The sequence below is a fragment of the Halonotius terrestris genome (genome assembly GCF_006861665.1).
GTDB classification, from domain to species: domain Archaea; phylum Halobacteriota; class Halobacteria; order Halobacteriales; family Haloferacaceae; genus Halonotius; species Halonotius terrestris.
This window is the reverse complement of record NZ_RKLU01000006.1, coordinates 78,530-96,008: the sequence shown is the minus strand read 5'-3', so window position 1 is coordinate 96,008 and position 17,479 is coordinate 78,530. Positions and strand designations below refer to the sequence as shown.

Annotated in this window: 15 protein-coding genes and 1 pseudogene; 14 read left to right on the top strand and 2 right to left on the bottom strand. The window is 53.2% G+C overall.

What is annotated here, in order from left to right:
• Nucleotides 1-11 precede the first annotated feature (11 nt).
• The 11 genes and pseudogenes from EGH24_RS12395 to EGH24_RS15625 all read left to right on the top strand — a co-directional run.
• Nucleotides 12-1,091 (top strand): TrmB family transcriptional regulator, encoded by a 1,080-nt coding sequence (locus tag EGH24_RS12395; protein ID WP_142980452.1) that lies wholly within the window; start codon nt 12-14, stop codon nt 1,089-1,091.
• Between the two features lie 184 nt (nt 1,092-1,275).
• Nucleotides 1,276-2,625, top strand: coding sequence for an extracellular solute-binding protein (locus EGH24_RS12390; RefSeq protein ID WP_185903319.1), 1,350 nt, complete (start codon nt 1,276-1,278; stop codon nt 2,623-2,625).
• 52 nt (nt 2,626-2,677) lie between these two features.
• Entirely contained in the window at nt 2,678-3,670 is a 993-nt protein-coding gene (locus tag EGH24_RS12385) for a carbohydrate ABC transporter permease (protein WP_142980450.1), read from the top strand.
• Entirely contained in the window at nt 3,667-4,611 is a 945-nt protein-coding gene (locus tag EGH24_RS12380) for a carbohydrate ABC transporter permease (protein ID WP_142980449.1), read from the top strand. The genes EGH24_RS12385 and EGH24_RS12380 overlap by 4 nt, the downstream gene beginning before the upstream one ends.
• The gene (locus EGH24_RS12375; RefSeq protein WP_142980448.1) at nt 4,611-5,792 is read left to right on the top strand and encodes an ABC transporter ATP-binding protein; all 1,182 of its coding nucleotides are present in this window, start codon (nt 4,611-4,613) and stop codon (nt 5,790-5,792) included. Before EGH24_RS12380 ends, EGH24_RS12375 begins: the two co-directional genes overlap by 1 nt.
• Nucleotides 5,785-6,744, top strand: coding sequence for a carbohydrate kinase family protein (locus EGH24_RS12370; protein WP_142980447.1), 960 nt, complete (start codon nt 5,785-5,787; stop codon nt 6,742-6,744). Before EGH24_RS12375 ends, EGH24_RS12370 begins: the two co-directional genes overlap by 8 nt.
• Complete coding sequence (locus EGH24_RS12365; RefSeq protein ID WP_142980446.1) at nt 6,741-8,066, top strand: glycoside hydrolase family 68 protein; 1,326 nt, start codon at nt 6,741-6,743, stop codon at nt 8,064-8,066. The genes EGH24_RS12370 and EGH24_RS12365 overlap by 4 nt, the downstream gene beginning before the upstream one ends.
• Nucleotides 8,067-8,164: 98 nt before the next feature.
• Nucleotides 8,165-9,043 carry a biosurfactant protein 1 gene (locus EGH24_RS12360; protein ID WP_142980445.1) on the top strand — a complete coding sequence of 293 codons (879 nt, stop codon included), beginning with the start codon at nt 8,165-8,167 and terminating at the stop codon, nt 9,041-9,043.
• Between the two features lie 153 nt (nt 9,044-9,196).
• Nucleotides 9,197-9,475 (top strand): DUF7389 domain-containing protein, encoded by a 279-nt coding sequence (locus tag EGH24_RS15635; RefSeq protein ID WP_142980444.1) that lies wholly within the window; start codon nt 9,197-9,199, stop codon nt 9,473-9,475.
• 52 nt (nt 9,476-9,527) lie between these two features.
• Entirely contained in the window at nt 9,528-9,749 is a 222-nt protein-coding gene (locus EGH24_RS15630) for a hypothetical protein (RefSeq protein WP_142980443.1), read from the top strand.
• Between the two features lie 186 nt (nt 9,750-9,935).
• Nucleotides 9,936-10,179, top strand: a pseudogene (locus EGH24_RS15625) (IS5/IS1182 family transposase); the annotation flags it as partial.
• A gap of 30 nt (nt 10,180-10,209) precedes the next feature.
• Here the strand turns inward: EGH24_RS15625 and EGH24_RS12340 are convergent.
• Nucleotides 10,210-12,909 (bottom strand): restriction endonuclease, encoded by a 2,700-nt coding sequence (locus EGH24_RS12340; RefSeq protein WP_142980442.1) that lies wholly within the window; start codon nt 12,907-12,909, stop codon nt 10,210-10,212.
• A gap of 565 nt (nt 12,910-13,474) precedes the next feature.
• Between EGH24_RS12340 and EGH24_RS12335 the strand changes: the two genes are divergently transcribed.
• From EGH24_RS12335 to EGH24_RS15620, 3 genes are all read left to right on the top strand, one after another.
• The gene (locus EGH24_RS12335; RefSeq protein ID WP_142980441.1) at nt 13,475-14,401 is read left to right on the top strand and encodes a DUF955 domain-containing protein; all 927 of its coding nucleotides are present in this window, start codon (nt 13,475-13,477) and stop codon (nt 14,399-14,401) included.
• A gap of 304 nt (nt 14,402-14,705) precedes the next feature.
• Nucleotides 14,706-15,563, top strand: coding sequence for a ParA family protein (locus EGH24_RS12330; protein WP_142980440.1), 858 nt, complete (start codon nt 14,706-14,708; stop codon nt 15,561-15,563).
• Nucleotides 15,563-15,994 carry a hypothetical protein gene (locus tag EGH24_RS15620; protein WP_246057989.1) on the top strand — a complete coding sequence of 144 codons (432 nt, stop codon included), beginning with the start codon at nt 15,563-15,565 and terminating at the stop codon, nt 15,992-15,994. Before EGH24_RS12330 ends, EGH24_RS15620 begins: the two co-directional genes overlap by 1 nt.
• Here the strand turns inward: EGH24_RS15620 and EGH24_RS12320 are convergent.
• Complete coding sequence (locus tag EGH24_RS12320; protein WP_142980439.1) at nt 15,991-17,292, bottom strand: tyrosine-type recombinase/integrase; 1,302 nt, start codon at nt 17,290-17,292, stop codon at nt 15,991-15,993. The genes EGH24_RS15620 and EGH24_RS12320 overlap by 4 nt on opposite strands.
• Nucleotides 17,293-17,479: the final 187 nt, after the last annotated feature.

The window sequence follows — 17,479 nt, the reverse complement described above, 5'->3', positions numbered from 1 at the left end:
AGGAAACGGTAATGGACAGTGAAACCTTTGTTACCGTCTTAGAAGACGCTGGTTTGTCGCCATATGAAGCGAAGGTCTATGTCACACTCTTAGATCTTGGAACAGCATCCGCGACTGAGATAGCCGACGAAAGTGATGTTCCTGGGCCACGAATCTACGATATCCTCCGGTCGCTCGCAGACCGTGGTTACGTGGAAACCTACAAACAGGATACACTGCAGGCCCGTGCACACGATCCAACGGATGTTATGGAGAATCTTCAGGAGCGGGCCAATAAGTTTGAGGCCGCCGCAGCTGAGGTCGAAACGCGGTGGGAACAGCCGGAATTAAAGAGTAACAAAGCGAGCATCGTCAAGCGGTTCCAAACTGTCGTTGATCGGGCCGAAGAGTTCATCAGGGACTCTGAAAATCAAGTCCATCTCTCAGCAACGCTTGAAGATATCGACCAACTCGAAGACGCCCTTCGGGAAGCCCATGATCGAGGGGTCGCTATCCAGATCTCGTTGCATACACAAGCCGATGAAGACCCGCCCCAAGCCGACCGGTTCAACGGGATTTGCAAAGAGGCTCGTCATCGGCGACTCCCAGCACCGTTCGTTGCCCTGATAGATCGACAAAAAGCCTGTTTCTCGCATCATCCAGATTCAATCGACCAATATGGGATGTTGGTGAACGACCAGACGCACAGCTACGTGTTCCATTGGTATTTCATGACCTGTCTCTGGGATCACTGTGAAACAATCTACACTGAACGGAAGAGTACACCGCCCATCGAGTATGTCGATATTCGGCGATTGGTTGGTGATATTACGCCCTTTGTCGAAGACGGCGTCACGTTCATCGTCAGCGTCGAGGGCCACAATGTGCAAACTGGGGAACCCCAGGCATTCACCGGCCGGGTTACCGATACCGAGTACGCCACCGGCATCGACGGTGCAGAAGCCCCCTATCGCGTTGCGGGACAGGCAACGTTGTATGTCGAAACAGATGACGAACAACTGAGCGTCGGGGGCTGGGGGGCTGTAATCGAAGACGTCGAAGCGACCCAAATCATCGTCGAAGACGCTGATCACTCGGTCGAATTGAATTGAATTGAATAACGCTTTCTATTGGAGACAATGAGTTGTTAACAACAGGTGTTGTAGTGTATTTAGGTTTATCAACTACCATGATATATAATCTATTGTAATGGCAGACCAGGCGACACCGACGAATGATGCACAAACCGGCTCGATAACACGGCGACGAGTACTCCAGGCGACGGGAGTTGCAGGAATGGCCTCAATCGCCGGCTGTTATGGCGACAGTGGGAGCGACGCGGTCGTCATTTCCGGCAACCAAAACCTTGCACAGAATCTCGACATTCAGGCGTTCTATGACGCCGGCGTCTCCGAGGAAATTGACATCGAGATTTCGGCTGGCCCGGAGGACACCGACTCCCGGTCGGAGGCCTTCGTGAGCACGCTTGATGCCGGACAGTCCAGTCCCGATATCATGATGATGGACAACGGGTGGACGATCCCGTTCATTTCGCGGGGTGACATCGCGAACCTCGAAGCAGAAATGGACAGCTCGTTCATCGAGGAAGTCAAAGCCGACAGCTTCGATATGCTCGTTCGGACCGCAAGCAACCCCAACACCGGCGAGATGTGGGCACTCCCATTCTTCCCGGATTATCCGACGATGCAGTACCGAAAAGATCTGTTTCGGGCAGCGGGGTATTCCGACAGCGATTTCGAGACGTGGGCGACCGACCCGCCATCATGGGAGGAGTGGAGTGCGACCGTCGCAGAAGTCCACGAGCAGTCCGATGTCGACTACGGCTATGTCTGGCAAGCCGACAGCTACGCCGGACTCTCCTGTTGTTCGTTCAACGAACTGATGTCAACCTACGGCGGGGCCTACTTCGGTGACCTCGACAACCTCTTTGGCCCTGTCGGTGACCGTCCGGTAACGGTCGAAGACGAAGCTGTCCTTGAGTCGATCAACGTCGCCCGTGATATGGTGTATGGCAACGGTGAGGCCAGTCAGGATATTACCCAGTGTGCTCCCGAAGAAGTCTTTGGGTGGTCTGAACCCGACACTGATGGCGCATTCGTTGGGGACTCCAACGCAGTTGCGATGCGCAACTGGACCTATACCATCGGCATGGCCGAGGGTGATGAACAGTTCACTGAGGGCGAGGAACTCGGCGTGATGCCAATGCCGTATGGTCGAAGCGAAAGCGAAGTCGAGGCTGACGGCCTTGGCGGCACGGTCTCCGCACAGGGTGGCTGGCTATTGGGCGTCAATCCGCATACCAACGATATGGCCGAAACGCTTGAAGTCCTCCGTGCAGTCCACTCGGAGGAAGTCCAAGCAGCCGTCCTCGACGGCCCTGGGTTCCTTCCCCACCAGCCAGATCTTGTCGAGAGTCTGGCCGGTGACCACCCGGCATACGGCGATTACTCGGAGACGCTCGCTATCGCCGGCGACAATGCCGTCTCCCGACCTGTCACGCCGGTGTGGCCACAGCAATCTCAGCAAGTTCACCAAGAGGTCAACGACGCCTTCCAAGGCAACAAGACGCCGTCGGCGGCGATGAGTGATCTCTCGACAGCACTGTCGGACTTGGAAGATCTATAGAACCGACCTCATGATTCACCCATGTACACTACTCACATAACCGGAGACCACGATGGCAACTGAATCACAGCCATCCCGCAGTAAGAACCCACTCAAACGTGGGCTCGCGTGGATGGAAAACCTCAGCGAGGAGGCCTACGCCTACTTGCTGTTGATACCAGCATTCCTTGTCCTCGCCGTCATCGCCTTCTGGCCGTTATGGCGAACGTTCAAACTCTCGTTATACGAGGATGAACTGTTCGGCGCGGCCAAAGTCGGCGATTTCGTCGGGCTGCAGAATTACATCGACGTTCTCACGAACCAGAACCCGCTGCTCGCTCGGCCGCTCATCGATCTCACCGGCGGCACTCCGTTTTTCCGCCAAGCCTTGCTGGTCACCATCGCGTTTGCAGTGATCAGCGTGGTCTTCGAGACCCTGATCGGCTTCGGGCAGGCCTACATCATGGCCAAGGAGTACCGCGGTCGCCGCTGGGTACGGGTTGCAATCATCCTCCCGTGGGCGATTCCAATCGTCATTCAGGGGATGTTGTTCTATCTCCTGTTTAATCCTTCAGTCGGCTTCCTTTCGGGGCCACTGCAGTCAATCGGCGTCTTCGGGGCGAATCCACTGACTGACAGCACTGACGCCTTTATTATCACCACAGTCGCCGATATCTGGAAGACATCGGCGTTCATGGCGTTGCTCATCCTCGCGGGGATGCAAAGTATCGACAAGAGCCTCTATGACGTGGCTGAAGTCGCCGGGGCCTCGCCATGGCAGCGGTTCCGCCACATCACACTCCCCCTCATCTTGCCCGCCTTGCTCGTGGCGATGCTGTTCCGCACCATCGACGCCATGCGCGTCTACGGCATTATTGAGGCCTCCGGAGCTGGCTGTGGCACCGTTCCATCGCTGTCCTGTCTCGTAGTCGATACCATGTTTGGCTCGACGCAAGCCTATGCGTCGGCCGCGACAGTCGCCTTTATTACGGCGATCATCATCGGGGCGGCGATCACCGTCTACCTCCTTGCACTCAAATTCAGTTCGGGAGGCACCCATCAATGAGTCAATCAACACAGCCCGAGACGGACAGTACAGACACCGACACAGGCGGTCTCTTCACCAACTGGGTCGATAGTGCAATCGCCAATCCGAAGAAAGTCTACCGAGCGATGTTCGCTACGGTAGCGATCTTCTTCCTGTTTACCACGCTGTTTCCGCTGTACTGGCTCACGATGATCGCGTTCTCGGATGGCAGCCGGGTCAGTGAGGGCGTTGGTCTGTTGCCGACTGGGTTCGATCCCAGCTCGTTTATTGAAATCTTCCAGCAGGTGCCGTTCCACCTCTATATGTTCAACAGCCTCGTGTTTGCGACGCTGACGACGATCTTCGTCCTGCTCATCGCGAGCCTTGCGGGCTACGCATTCGGTCGGCTCCAGTTCCGCGGCAAACGACCGATGATGTTGGCGGTATTGGTAATCAGCTTCTTCCCCCCAGCGGCGTTTTTCATCCCGCTGTTTCAGCTGTTCAATCAGCAGATCAGCTTCTTGGGAATTACGCCGCCGGAACTATACAGCACGCCCGGCGGGGTCGTCATCCCGCTGAGTGCGGTGTTCCTGCCGCTGGCGATCTTCATCCTCACCACGTTCTACGGGCAGATTCCCGACGGGCTCGAAGACGCCGCACGCATTGAGGGCACCACCCGACTCGGCGCGCTGTTCCGAGTCATTGTCCCACTGTCGGCACCCGGTGTGGCGACAGCTGGGATTCTCACGTTCATCGCCGTGTACAACGAGTTCTTCTTCTCGTTCTTGATGACTGGCGCGGCGGCCCAAGATTGGGCCCCGATCGTTGATGGCATCATCTCCTATCGGTCGCAGTTCCAGGTTCGGTATGACCTGATGGCAGCCGCAAGCATCGTCGCAGTCCTGCCGGTGGCGACGCTCGTCGTCATCGCCCAGGAGAAAATCGTCAGCGGACTTACTTCCGGAGCACTGAAAGAATAATGGCAACCATCGAACTCGAACACATCAGAAAGGAGTACGGCACCGACATCGCAATCGAAGACCTCAACCTCGATATCGAGGATGGCGAGTTTATCACACTCGTCGGGCCTTCTGGATGCGGAAAATCAACCACAATCGAAACCATCGCCGGACTCACCAAACCCACCTCGGGGACGGTCTCAATCGGCGAGCGTGACGTAACGAAGCTCCCACCCAAAGATCGCGGCATTGCGATGGTGTTCCAAAATATCGCGCTGTTCCCTCACAAAGACGTCTATGATAACATCTCGTTTGGACTCCAACTGCGGAAGTTCGACGAGGCCGAAATCGACAAACGCGTCGAGAAGGCCGCCGATACGGTGCAGCTCAACGGCATGCTTGATCGGATGCCCAGTGAGATGTCTGGCGGGCAGCGACAACGCGTCGCTATCGCCCGAGCAATCGTCCGCCAACCAGATGCGTTCTTGATGGACGAACCGCTGGCGAATCTAGACGCCGAGTTGCGGGTTCACATGCGAACCCAACTCCAGCGCATCCACGACGAACTCGATACGACCATCGTCTATGTGACCCACGATCAGGCCCAAGCGATGACGATGTCGGATCGGATCGCCGTCATCGATGATGGCGATCTCCAGCAATTCGCGCCGCCGCTGGAATGCTACAATGAGCCAGCGAATTTGTTCGTGGCAGGCTTCATCGGCTCGCCGGCGATGAACTTCATCGAGGGCCACCTGACAGCCCAGGGCTTCGAGTCAGATGCGGGGTACCTCGATGTCGAATTCGATCCAAGCACGGTCGATGCAGCCGTCGGACAGGACGTCGTTCTTGGGGCCCGTCCCGAACACGTGTTGCCGAGTGACACCGCAACCGGCGATGTGACCGCACAAATCGACACCTACACTGATGTGACCGAGCCGATGGGCAAGGAGATCTTCGTGTATCTCGTCACCGATCAAGGCGCGACTGTCGATATGGAAGACCCTGGAGCCAGTGGCCAGCTGCTCATGAGTGTCGGGCCAGCCGCCGATGTTGGCGAAGACGAACCACTATCGGTGGTCTTTGACAAATCGAACCTCCATCTGTTCGATGCCGACAGCGAGGTTGCACTCGCCCATGGGCTCTCCGAGCCAGCAACCGTCGACGGGAGTGAGGACACCCCAGCCAGTGCCGATGACTAATTCCGAGCCATCCGTGCTGGTCGCTGGTGAAGCCCTGATCGACTTTATTCCCGACCACCCCGGCGCACTGTCGCACGTCGAGACGTTCGACCGTCGGGCCGGCGGCGCGCCCGCGAACGTTGCGGTTGGGTTGGCCCGCTTGGAGGAGACACCGTGGCTGTGTAGCACCATTTCGACTGATCCATTCGGCGAGTTCCTTGCCGAGCGTTTGGCAAGCGAGGGGCTTCCTGAGCGATTCATTACCCGAGTCGAGAACTCGACGACGTTGGCGTTCGTCAGCCATGGAGAGAATGCCGATCGGGAGTTCAGTTTTCATCGCCAGCGGACGGCGGATACGGTTTTGCAGACCGATGTGGTTGATACCGCGACGCTGTCGGCGGTTGATTGGGTCGTCGTCGGCGGTGTGACCCTGTCATCTGAACCAGCGCGCTCGGCGACGTTCAAGTTAGTTGAGCGGGCACGGGCAGCGGATTGTCGGATCGTCTTCGATCCAAACACCCGACCGGAGCTGTGGACCGACACCGACGACATGACGCTGACATTCGATCAAATGCTCGAGCAAACAGATGTATTGAAAATGACTCGCGAGGACTTCGAAGCAACTGCATTTAACACTACCAATGAGGACTTCGCTGAGCGACTCCTCCAGAAAGGACCGGAGATCGTACTACTGACCGAAGGCCAAGCAGGCGCACGAGCGATTGCTGAGAGTGATTCGCCGTGGGGTGGCGGCAAGTGGCAGCATCCGGGCTATGAGATCGACGCCGTCGATACGACCGGTGCTGGTGATGCATTTCTCGCCGGCGCGATTACAGCCTTTGTCGAGAACCGTAGCCCGTCTAAGTTACTTGCCTTCGCCAACGCTGTCGCCGCACTCGCAACAACTGAGGGTGGGGCGATGACCGCACTGCCAGACCGGGACGCTGTCAACGACCTCATGGAGGGACGATGAGCGACTCCAACACTGAATCACAGTGGAGCCGATGGAGCCGTGAGGCAGCTGATCGAATTGAGCGAACCGAGGGTACAGTCGCACCTCCTGCTGGATTGCCAGAAACAGAGCCAGCTCCCGACTATCATGTCTGGGATACGTGGCCGCTGCGGACCCGAAACGGCGAAATTGCCACCATCGACGGCTGGCAGGTGCTGATCTCGCTGACCGCTCCGGCCGATGTGACCCCGGGCGAGCGGCACGATATCGCCGAACACCGGTATTTCGTCTCCCGAGATGGTTCTGAGTGGACCGACTGTGGGCCTGTCTTCGGCGATGATGCACTCGGCACTCGGCAGTGGGCTGGGTCGGCACTGTACGACGACGGTGAGTGTTACTTCTATTATACTGCTGCCGGCGACGCCGATAGCGATGATCTGACCTACACTCAACGGCTTGCAGTCGGCCACGGCGCGAGTATTGACACGGACGGCGGCAAGCCCACCATCGAAGGGTCCTGCACACACGAGATACTGCTAGAGCCGGACGGTGAGTGGTATGAAACACAGGCCCAGTCGGGCGAGATGACCTACACCTTCCGCGATCCGTGGTTCTTCGAGGACCCCGAAACCGGCCGGACACACCTCTTGTTTGAGTCGAATACGCCGACAGCCTCCGACGACTGCGGTGGACAGAGCGATCAGCAGGCATTCAACGGGTGTGTTGGTCTTGCGGTGTCACCAACGGGTGATCCACTTGACTGGGAATTCCGCCCGCCAATCTTTGATAGCGTCTGTGTGAATCAAGAGATCGAACGGCCACACCTCGTCCACCGTGAGGGCCGCTATTACCTGTTCGTCTCAAGCCACGTCGATACGTTCGCGCCCGGACTCTCGGGGTATGACGCGCTGTATGGCTTCGTCGCCGACTCGCTTAGGGGTGACTACCAGCCACTGAATGACTCGGGATTGGTCCTAACGAACCCGGCAAGCGCGCCGTTTCAGGCCTACTCCTGGTTGGCTATCGCTCACGGCGACGAACTGCTTGTCAGTGGCTTTCTTAACTATCCCGACTTCGATGGTGTCGCCATTGGCGAGCTCGGCTCGCTATCTGGCGAAGAGCAACGACAACGATTCGCCGGGACACTGACGCCGACGCTTCGATTGGTACTAGAGGCCGACCAAACGTGGGTACGGGGGTCCCTCGGCCATTGGGAATTTCCACACTCCGAGCAACGCCTTGGGAACTTTGACGAGGATTTGAGCCTTCCGTCAACGGAGTTCGATCCCCAGCCGGGACTCACCCAGACGGAATCTCGACGGGAGGATGGTCCATTCTGGTAGGCCGGCGTTGATTTTTCGATCTCGATTTTCAAGCCGACTCTGCAGTTTCCAGCTTGAAGTATATATGCGAAGACGGAACCACTACTGTCAGACTCCGTATGACGGATCAACAATCTGATTTTGAAGAACTCCGACCGCTTGGCGAAGCAACGTCGACTCCTGATGCAGAACTATCTGAACATACTGAGAAAGAGGTCGAAGGAGCTACTACTGAACAACACAGGGAATACCCAGACGAGATCGCTCAAACTGAGAGTGAATGTGCTTCCTGTGGAACCTCTATCCCCGCTACCCAAACGAAGTGCGAATTTTGTCTCACCTACCACCTTGATGGTTTTGACGACGACCAGGATCATTCAACAGATGAGTCGGCACTTCTCCATGTGATCCATTTCCTCGTCGAAGCCTCAACGTTCTATGCTGCGGTGGCAAAGGGATCAGCGGCAGCAACGCTGCTTTCGAACCCCGACAAAGACCCCGCAGTCGACGAGTGCCAGATGGTCTACGATCTCGATGGGGAACCTGCACAACAGTTGGCTGACCGGTGGCCTTCGCTCCCCGAGGCAGTACGAGTCACTTCTCACGAGGGCCAACAGCTGCTCGCTGCTGTTCGTGATCAGACAGTATGGTCAGATCAACCGCAGTCGCCTCGTGAGGATCGACATGGGAGATTCCTGTATGATGAGGCGGGCAATGCGATTACCGAGACAAAACAGCTCACGAGCCTGCTAGGGAATATAGATGATCGCTGGTTAGTTCCCGCAATTGCGCTCGAAGACTCTGTCGACGACAACCACGAAGAGAGCCATCGACCGAGTGTTCCAACGAAACACCGTATGAAGTGCTGGGAGTGCGATCGGGAGACTACCCACCGCTTTGAGGAGTTCGAGTCTCTTCCTTCTGAGGACTGGAGTGGCCAACCGATCTGGGAATGTGGAGAGTGTGGGAATCCCCGATACGGACCAAAGCCTGCATAGAACACCATTGTCAGGCTTAACCAACACTAACAGTCCGTTGCTCAGAATGTTGGTTAAGCGTAGAGGAATCTTTGAATGGCGTATCGAGCCGCCGGGCAGTTTTATCTCCCTCTGAGGGGTGCGAGGCCGATACACGTGCCTCGATGAACCCAAATGTCTAATTCGAAACACCAAACAGCTGATACAGAGGAATCGTCAACAACCCAATCCCAGCCGGAGCAAACAGAGTATTTTGAGCGGAGCGATGTCGGAGTCTCTCTCACTGTGCAACTCACTCGTGGGACGGGAACACGAGATCAAGACAAAATAACGGCGAAGGTGAAAGCGAAGACCCTCGAGGATGCTCGGAGTGACATGGAGACTCTTCGGGCGTACATCGACGACCTTGCTGAGTCCACTCGGCAGATCCAACCCGCAGAGGGAACCAAGTAGGGAGCCGTCCAGATTTTTTCATCGCCTCACTAGGGGGTGGAGGCGAATCAATTTGAGTAAGTCAGCAGATCAATCCAGAGAAGCGAGTGGTCTCACCCCACAACAGCGTCTCGAATCGTCGAATACACGGCTCGTAGACGCTGGCATTGCCACGATCAAGGATATGGAGACGTTGCGTGCGTGTGTCGCCTACGAAAATGCGAACCAAGGCCGAGTTCAGATTTTGCAACGTCTCAAGCGACGAGCGGACGAGATCCGGGTCGAAGTCGAATAAGAAAATGCTCTCAGAATTGGCAAATCCGGATGTGCAAGATATAGAGGTTGTATCGAGCACGGAGGCCTTTCGTTCGTTCCGTTTCATCAGCTCTCAGCTGACCCCAACGTAGTGCTTGTGGATTAACCACTGTTTGCAGGATGAACGGATCGTTATTCGGCCGAAGGTACGCTACGCGCTGTTTTGATAACTGCGCTTGACGTTGAGTATCTTGTTTACTCCCGCAGAACGTCAACAAAAGCAACCATGAACAACGCGCTCAATGAGGTAAACGGCTACTCGCAATGTTGGATGGCTGATGCTTCATACTCGACAACGAAGCGCTTGCCCAGCGATGCAGGGTGAGTGCTGGGGGTGGTATTTACAGTTTCGTGAAATCATCTTAATGTTCGCTCTTATCAACATTGAACCACTGTGTGAACCGCTCTAGCCGTGACTCAGCTGCTATTCAACCGAGCAGTTATTGCCGTTGCTGAGGTTGTTTGTTAGCCACTCTGACGTTCTCTCCAGGCGGTATCAGACTCGATTGCGATAGCATGTTTTTCAGAGACCTTCCATCAATGAGTTCCATCCGATGGCCAAAATCACGACTGGCCTCTTCGGCCGTGCCAGTGAAATCGCTGGAAGTGATGACAATGGCTTTGTCTGCTCCAAACTGATCACGGACACCAGCGGTTTGTTGAACCGTTGGACGACCGATATTATTATTCGTGTATTGTTTTACCTGAATTATCAGTGTTTCATTAGGGCTCTCGGCAATAACATCCACTCCACCATCAGTTCCCTCTGTCGTGACTTGGGTTTGATATCCGAGATCTTTATATAGATCAGAAATCAGCACCTCAAACTCGTATGGTGAATATGCGTGAAGATGTTCTGTTTTCCAGACACCATGTTTGAGATTGCGTATGGTATTGCGTATCTCCTCCATTTCATCGGTAGATACAGTTCTCAAGGCAGTGTGAATCCATCCCTGAATGTCCATCGAAGAGAGATCACTATGTGTGAAATCTGTAGATTTCCGGTCAGTTTCGGACTCCATAGCAAGGCTCAAAAGTTCCTCTATATTCCCAAGGTCGGCTTCGGCTGTGCTGTAGTCTGTATGGCGCACATCAATACTGTCTTGAAGATTATTCTCTACAGTTGAGAGATCATACTGTGTAAGTTCACTGTGAGCGGTTGTAAAGGTCTCTACCGCCTGCAAAGCGATCTCAATGTATTCAATGGGATGTTGATTTTCACTTGTCGGTGATTGTGTGGACTGAATTAAGGAGTCAAGAGTGGCCAAATTAAGCCTCTCTTCTGCATTCGACTGCTGGACACGGTGATAGCTTTCAGTCAGCCGAACAGCTTGATTACCCAAGCGAAGTAGCTCCTCAAGTCTATTGAGATCACTATCGACTGTTTCTACAAACTGGCTTTTCCATTTTTGTACGGGAATATGATCCTCGAATTCGGCAAGGTCTTTTGAAAGAGCAAGAAGATCTTCATGTTGGTTGTTGACTCGGGCGAGTTTCTTTATCACTCCTGAATAATCATCTGATTGACTGACGAGAGATAAGAGACTGCAACCCCACCGTATGTGATCAAGTTCCTCCTCCGCCTCCTTGCCTTGCTGAATAATATTATCCGGGCTAAGCCCTCTAAGGGCACCGGATTGCAGGGGATAGAGTTCATCTGATTGATGCAGCCACGATTGTAACCGCCTTTTTTGGATACGTGTTCCTGTATTTCGGGCGCCCCCGTAAACGATCCCACTGGAAATTAGTGCAGCAGTCGCCTCAACACTTTGTTTTTGGAGCGTTGCGTTGGTTACCTCATCCAATGCAGATTCGTACTGTTGATTTTCAATATCGGTTTCTGCTCGTGAAAGTGCCCGGTCTCTACCGAGAAGATTTGCAACCACAGAGCTAATGCTTCCTAAACCTTCCGTTGAGCGTGAATTTTCAAGTGCTGCGATTGCTTCCCCTCGTTTTCCTGCAAACACCGACACTCTATTCTGAGAGAAAGTATAGAGATTCCCGTCAAGTATCCGGAGATAGCCAACTCCGTTCGGATGAGCTGCATCCCATACAGTTTTACCTGTTGCTGCGTCCAAAGCATAGAAATTTCCTCCATCTGCACCAACAAACAGAAGCCCACCGTAGTAATTGATATCAAACGGCGAAAGTTCGGTTCGAGTCCATCTGCGGCTTCCTGTTGTGTAGTCAATTGCTTGTAAGTCATTACCCACGCCGATGTAGACATTGGATGGGCCAGCATCAAAATCTTTGACACCAATCCCAGTTTCTACGGTCCAATCCACAGTTCCAGAATCGGAGTCAATCCCACGTATCGCATCGTTCCGTGAGTGTGTAAGAATCGTTTCCGAGCGTGTCGGGCGAATATTCCAAATATCGAAATCAGAACTTTCCCACTGTTTATCACCAGTTTCGAAGTCGCGACTAACAACCCGGCCACTGGAAACATGGTATTCGTCATCGGCTCGGTATTGTTTGCCTTCAATGTGGATTATAGAATCATCATATGAGTACGGATACTCGATGTACTCACCTTCGACAGCCCATTGCTGAGTCCCATCAGGATCATATAGTGCTAATCGGCCTTGTTCGTAGCTATAGTCATTATCACCACTATCACGAGGCTCAGCGTTGTATTCAGGGACCACAAATTTATCTTTGATTCTTTTAGGCCATGACACAATATCCATCGTTGCTTCATGTTCCCATAGAGTCGAATCGGGTTCCTCCAACGCTGAATAGGCTTTTAGATCAGAGAGGACAGAGACGAGAAGTGTTCCATCGATTATAATTGGTGGGGAGACGTAATCATCAGCTGTCGTCTCCCAGATACCTGAGTTGGCTTCAATGTCATGTGCTACAAGTTTGGCCGAATCTCTATTGGTCGAATCCAACTTTAGATACAGTACTCCATCCGCTATCGTCCCAAGGGTAACTCGAGGAGTGCCAATTCCACCAAACCCTGTAAAATCAGTTGACCATTGTTTTTCCAATGGTAGCCCGATCTTGTATTCTGCTTTATTTTCTGTAGCCTGGGCTATAGCACCGCCCGCGCCAAATGCTGACGACGTTAGTGCAATAGCAGTCGTCAAAAATCCCCGACGAGTAAATGGTATATCCTCTTCATCACCATGATTCATAGTTTTCCTGATATTCTCTCATGATAGGTTAATACTTTCGTAGAGATCTAAGTTAACTTGTTCGAGCAGTAATTGAATTCTCAGTATATTTTATTATATTTTAGAATCCGATAATAAGTTAATATTTCGAGTATTTTGTAATAAATTGTTTACATCATACACCTGACTTTGTATCATGCAATCAATACCGTTGAGCCTATTCCAATATAACAGTAATTGAAANNNNANTGNTNNATANAGAGCATGTATTCATCAGGGTAGCTGTGTCGGCAGTAGAAGTATTACGTACCGGTTCCAGAAATCGGTATGAGCGAACGGCAAGGGCGTCTCCTCGGTATCGTCGGCATCGTCCTGGCTATGCTGACGTTGACCTATACGGGTCTCTGGTTCGCTGGACTCGTTTGAACTGTGCGACCGACTCGCGCNNTNNATNNNGCACGTCAATCATTACCAATGTCGTTGATCTGATTACTACTTTGCTCAATTAGGCAAGAACCGCAGTATTTTTTCGCGCCCCGAGGGGTGCGGCGCGTTCCGGGAAAGTAGAACTCGTCGTGTGAATTTCATGGATATAACCAGTGCAACGTCGGTTTCCTTCGAAGAGCAGGATACCCGGCACGATGAGATGCACAGTACGATTGAACACTGGATCGACGAGCTCGTCGATCACGTTGATGATGCCCAAGAGAGTACAGAGTTCCAGGCGTGGCTCGATGTCCAGAGTCGGTTCCACGAGTACTCCCATCAAAATACGCTGTTGATCAAACTCCAGTGTCCCAAGGCAACGAAGGTTGCAGGCTACCACACCTGGCGAAACGACTTCGAGAGGCACGTCCAGAAGAGCGAGCAGGCGATCTGGATCTGGGCTCCGATCATCTCCAAGCGCTGTCCGAAGTGCGAAAATGCACCCAGCTATCACGAGCAGATCGACTGTGAGTATGACGAAACCCCGCCAAGAGAGTGGTCGAAAGGGCTTGTCGGCTTCAGACCCACGACTGTCTTCGATGTCTCTCAAACGGAGGGTGAACCCCTTCCCGAGTTAGAGACTGCGGCCACAGGGAATGCTGGCGATCTCGTGGTGAGGCTCACGGAGGTAGCCGAAGACCTCGGGGTGACCGTTCGCATTGTCGAGGCCGACGAGTGGGAGTACGGAGCGGCGATGGGAGTCTGTAAGTACCGATGCATCCATTCGTTTCACCCTGTTGTTGAAGCAAAGGCCCGAGCAAATCAGGCCGATCTGGCGGTGACGCTGATCCACGAATATGCGCACGCACTGCTGCACTTCGATGTCGACAGTGAACCCGAACGAGCGAAACGAGAGGTCGAAGCCGAGGCTGTTGCGTACATCGTCGGTCGATATTTCGACTTGGATACGAGTGGCTCTGCGTTCTATCTAGCGGCGTGGGAAAACGATGATTCGGCGGTGATCCAAGAGCGTCTTGGTCGGATTAGCTCAACTGCTCAGGAGATCATCGAAGCTCTCGAATCTTAACCAACATAGCCGAGTTGTGTGGTGTTGTGTTGGTTAAGTTGGGAGTGCATGTTCACTGAATTGCCAACCCTCGTTCTTCCGAGGTAAATATAGTAGCTCACCAAATGAGATAGCTATTTCTCATAACTATAGTTTTCAGCTATAGTTTATAACTATACTATAGCTGCGTATTTTTGACTTGGAGAGAACCATAGACTATAGGTGTGTAGTATAGTCACACAGTATAGCTACACCATATAGCTATATATTCTAGCTACAATGTCTGACTTAGATTTATATTCACAGCTTCGTACTATTACCTATAATGCTCACCTATGCGCCAGTCTCAGAAGCTGGAGGGGTCGGAAAGACGACCACTGCTGCGACCCTCGCAGCGAGTCACGCCCGTGCGGGCCATGATGTCCTTGCTATCGACATGGACACACAGAACGGTAGCCTCACCTACTTTTTCGGCCCTGATTACGACAGAGGAGATCCGAATGTCGATAACTTAGTTCGACATCTCGTAGGACGGCCACAAGGAGAATTCCAGGATCTCACAATCGAGGTCGAGGAGGGAATCGATCTAATACCCTCTCACAATATGCTGGAGGACCTCCACGAATTCCTCCTGAATGAAAAAAATCAGGCTGAGAATTTCGGAGAGTCATACAGCATGTATCATCAACTGCACCGAGTCCTCAGTGAAGCGAATGTTCGAGATAAGTATGACGTCGTCATCGTTGACTCTGCAGGCAAAGCAGGTCCGATCCTGTACAACGCATTAGTCGCAGTCAGGAACGTTGTAATTCCATTTGAGGCGACTGCAAAAGGACAGGAATCAATTGAGGGACTGGATGATCTTGTCGAAGGTCTTGAGGAGAGCATTGATATTGACGTTGGAGTGCTTGCGGTTCTCCCTATTGGATATAAAGATACACGTGATCAAAATGAGATTCTACAAGATCTTCGCGGGAGTGGATTCCCAGTCCCTGTGGTTATTGGCGAACGTGGATCACTGATGGAAGGCTGCTGGAAACAACAGTGTAGTCCATATAGATACGTAGAAGAACATCGTAGCAGAAAGCGAGACTACGAAACAGAGACGCTTGAGCAATTTGACGAGCTGGCTCGTCATCTGGAAGAGGAAGCAGGACTCGAAATGCCAGAGGTGACTGCATAATGGGGCTCAAATCTGGTTCACGAGATGCTGGTCTCGATGAAGCTGATGACGACGAGGATCAATCCGCTGAACAGCGAGATCAGCCACAAACAGACAGGGAAGAAGCTGATCCATCAGCAACCGATCTAGACGACCCAAGTGAGGATACACCGTCGTCGAGTACTCCTGAAACAGAATCTCAACGACCGACGATGGACTCAATCCCATACAAGCTACGACGAGACAAAGTAAACGAAGGACGCGAGCAGGTGCCTTACTTTCTTCGTGAAAGCGTGCTCGAAGCAGAGGACGAGCTCAAAGATACGCTCGAAGAGCTGCTCGGAGAGAATGTTTACAAATCTGATTACCGAGAGGCCTCCATGGTCGTTGCACAGCGAAATCCAGAGCTCATCGCAGAGGTACTCCGTGAGTGGGGGTATGACCTCGATTAGCCCTCACTGGTGAAGACTCCAGCCAGTTGCTCACGCATGAATTCACGACGTAGCTGGCGAGATCGTGCATCAGAGAGGTAATTCTGCATTACGACTTGTGGGTCGCTACTCCCCTGCTCTGCAGCGATTTCTTCGACGCCTTCGAGGACACCTTCGAGGACTGCTGTATAGGTATCATACCAGAATCGACGACAAAGCTGTGGGCTCGGCCGTTCTCCTTCGATTCGATCTGGCAGCTCAGCTTCCGAGGCAAGCTTTTGGAACCAATTGCGGATCGTATCCCGCGTTACGTGTGGTGATTCACCTCGTGATGATGGGAAGATGTATCCCTCCCATGTCTCGTCCTCACTTAGCTCGCTGATCTGAGCATCTAGTTCCTCAAGCCCGAATAATATAGACACCTCTCCGGGGCCGTTCTTTCGACTCTCGAATTCGATATGGGGAACCTCGTCATCATGGACATCACGATTGAACTGCGAAATGTGGAGTGATGCAACCTCGTTTGCCCGGAGTCCCCATCCGGCGAGGGCAACTACTAATAGCTGGTCTCGTGGGGTCGTTGCAACCTGCATCAATCGGCGAATATGCTTCGCTGACAGTGATGGAGTCGGCGAGTCCTCCGTTTCCCACTTGAATTCTTCATACAGCCCGCTAGCGGGGTTCATCGAGGCGACTCGTCGGCCGACAAGATGCTGATACCAAGCGTCGACAATGCGTCGAACCCGTTGGAGCGTCTGGGCACTGTACTCGCGTTCAACACCTTCATTCAGCCAGTCAAACGCGGCATAGCACGCGTCAACAGCCTCATAGGCTGGTGTGTCTCCTTCGCGGTGAATCGGTGAGAGTAGATCGTCTGTGTCATTTGCCTCTACGTAGGCTCGAACATAGAGATTCAGGCGTGTTCGAAGCGTGTCAACGGAGGACGTCGAAAGACCATACCGCGATTGTCTGCGATCTAAGAATCGTTCGAGAGCCTCGATTGTTTGCTCATCAGAGGTTGCCCATGTGTAGGTGGTATCATCGTCATCAAGGCCCAGATCCTCCCTCCAGAATTCCCCGAAAGACCGGTCGTGGTATCGACGCAGAGCGGCGAGGAATGACCGTACACCGTTATCTCGAAACCACTGGTGAGTTGGTTTCTCTGTTGTAGGATCGAGTCCCTCTGCTTCGAGACATGGAGCGATCTGTTCCCAGTAGAGCTGTGTGAAGTCTTCGAGCGAACAGGTTGACCACCGGACATCGTCGAATGATGGCTGGTTGTTGAGCCTGTTTTCTTGCTCGATCTCAGAAGGGCTCATTGGGCTACACTCCGGCGGTTTCGTTTGGTTGCTCTCCTGAGCGTTGATTTCGCCGGAGAAGCCTGCTTGCTGCTTGGTGGGGTGATTCTAAGAGTCCCATATTCCGGTTGTTCAGCGATTTAGTAGGATGCCTAATCAATCTGTGGGTTTAGCTGACTGCGAGAGTCTGCTGAACCCACGCCAGAAT